Raw genomic sequence first — 2,485 nt, forward strand, 5'->3', positions numbered from 1 at the left:
TGCATATATCAGTCTATAACGGGCCACCCGTATCGGTGATACTGGGCCAGTCCTATCGGTGATACCGGGCCAATTTAAACAAAGCAGTATTTTACAGCAAAAAACTCTGTAGAATATGGCCGGCCACCGAAAAGACATGTTAGATATTCAACGTATAATTCAATTAAAAGCCCGTGGCGAAAGTAACCGTTCGATCGCCAGATTATTAGGGATAAATCGTAAAACTATTAATGAGTATGTCCTGAACCTGGGTGGCTCAGGCAAAGATTTCTCAGAATTAAGCCGTCTTGATGAAGAATCGCTGGTTTCTATCTTGCCTGAGCCGAAAGTATTCAATAAGCCACAGGCTTATCTGGATCTACAAGCGCTGGTCCCCACTTACAAAAAAGCCCTTAAGCAATCCGGATTTACTTATTTAAACATCTGGGAAGAATACCGCAAGAAATATCCTGATGGATATGGTTACACGCAGTTCAAGGAGCATATACAAAAGGCTTTTGCCATTCAGCAGGCATCCTTTCATATGGAACAGATTATGGGCGAGAAATTACTGATCGACTATGCTGGTGACAGGCTCATGCTCACCGACCGGGAAACAGGTGTAATACGACCCGCTGAACTTTTTGTTGCTATCCTTGCTGGTAGCGGTTACACCTATGTAGAGGCCAGTGAAAGCCAGCAGAAAGCATCTTTTTTGAATAGTATGCGGCGAAGCCTTGAGTTTATTGGCGGTGTACCCAAGCTGATCGTAACCGACAACCTAAAATCGGCAGTCACACAGGCCCATCGTTATGAACCGGAACTCAATAAAGACTTTAAAGCCTTTGCCCTTCATTATGGCACTGCGGTATTAGCCACCCGTGCGCGTAAACCAAAGGATAAGGCCTTAGTTGAAAATGCGGTCAGGCTAGTCTATCAGCGGATCTGCTTTGCTTTAAAAGACCAGGTGTTCTTTGACCTGCATACACTCAATGCAGCCATCAGACCATTATTGGAACTTTATAACCAAAGAATGTATCAGCAAAGGCAAACCAGCCGCACCCAGCTATTTCTGGAACAGGAACAGCCGCTACTTTCCCCATTGCCCGCCCAGGCCTTCACTTTAATCACCTATAAACAGGCAACGGTCCAAAAGAACTACCATGTGTTCATCAGCGAAGACAAACATTATTACAGCGTTCCTCACCAGTATATCGGTAAAAAAGTGGAGCTCCGTTACAACCAGACCCTTCTGGAAGTTTATTCCTCCGGTTCCAGAATAGCCTCTCATCCCAGAAGCAAAAAAAGTGCAAGCTTTTCTACTACTCCCAGCCACATGCCTGACAACCATCAGTTCATGAAAGGATGGAATATGGATGACTTTTTAGCCTGGGCAAAATCTAAAGACCAGGTTATCCACGGGTATGTAGAAACTGTATTTGCCCAGCGTGCACATCCTGAACAAGCTTACCGATCATGCTGGGGGATACAGAGACTGGGCAAGATCTATGGAACGGAGCGCCTTAAAAGTGCCTGTATCCGGGCAGCGAATTTTGAGCAGTATGGATATAAAATACTTGAGTCCATACTTAAGCAAAACCTTGATCAGCAAGACCATGAGCAGGAGCAGAATTGCCTGCCAGTGCATGACAACCTGCGTGGGGCCACTTATTATCATTAATCCAAAACAGATATGAATACACAACAAACATTAGAAAAAATGAAAAGCCTGCGCCTTCCGGGAATGCTGCAGGCTTACAGCAGCAGTATTGAGAGCCAGGGACATTTACAGCTGACCGCAGATGAACTGCTCAGCATGCTGATTGATGCAGAATGGCAGGACAGGTCAAACAAGAAAGTGGTTAGGCTAACCCAGGGGGCAGCTTTTCGTTACTTATCTCACTTATCTGAGATCAACTATCAGGCAGCCCGAGATCTGGACAGGGAATTATTGAACAGGCTTGCAACCTGCCAGTTTATCCAGCAAAAAGAAAATATACTGATCACCGGTTCCACAGGTGTCGGTAAAAGCTTTATCGCGTCGGCTCTTGGGCATCAGGCTTGTGCTATGGGCTACAAGGTAGCATATTATAACACGTCTAAACTTTTCACCAGGTTACATGGTGCCAAGGCTGACAACTCTTTATATAAAGAAATCGCACGTATAGAAAAACAGGATCTGTTAATCCTGGATGATTTTGGTTTGCAGAATCTAGATAAGCCGCAAAGGGATCTGTTAATGGAAATTATTGAAGACAGGCATAATAAGAAATCAACCATTATTGCCTCTCAGCTACCGGTAAGCACATGGTATGAAGTGATTGGTGAGGGAACAATTGCTGATGCCATCCTGGATCGACTTGTCCATAGTGCACACCGCATAAGTTTATCAGGGGAATCCTTGAGAAAAGTGAAAAAATAATCCTATAATTACTGGCCCGGTATCAACGATACGACTGGCCCATCTTCAAGCGATACGCTTGGCCCGGAATCATCGATATATGCA

Annotated in this window: 2 protein-coding genes; both read left to right on the top strand. The window is 44.7% G+C overall.

What is annotated here, in order from left to right:
• The first annotated feature begins 115 nt into the window (after positions 1-115).
• On the top strand, positions 116-1,660 hold the full coding sequence (istA, locus tag ACHFIZ_RS17810; RefSeq protein ID WP_410888309.1) for an IS21 family transposase: 1,545 nt from the start codon (positions 116-118) through the stop codon (positions 1,658-1,660).
• A 12-nt stretch (positions 1,661-1,672) separates the two neighbouring features.
• Positions 1,673-2,401, top strand: coding sequence for an IS21-like element helper ATPase IstB (gene istB, locus ACHFIZ_RS17815; protein WP_410888311.1), 729 nt, complete (start codon positions 1,673-1,675; stop codon positions 2,399-2,401).
• The last annotated feature ends 84 nt before the right edge of the window (positions 2,402-2,485 follow it).

This window comes from Pedobacter sp. JCM 36344, from assembly GCF_046546555.1.
GTDB lineage: Bacteria > Bacteroidota > Bacteroidia > Sphingobacteriales > Sphingobacteriaceae > Pedobacter.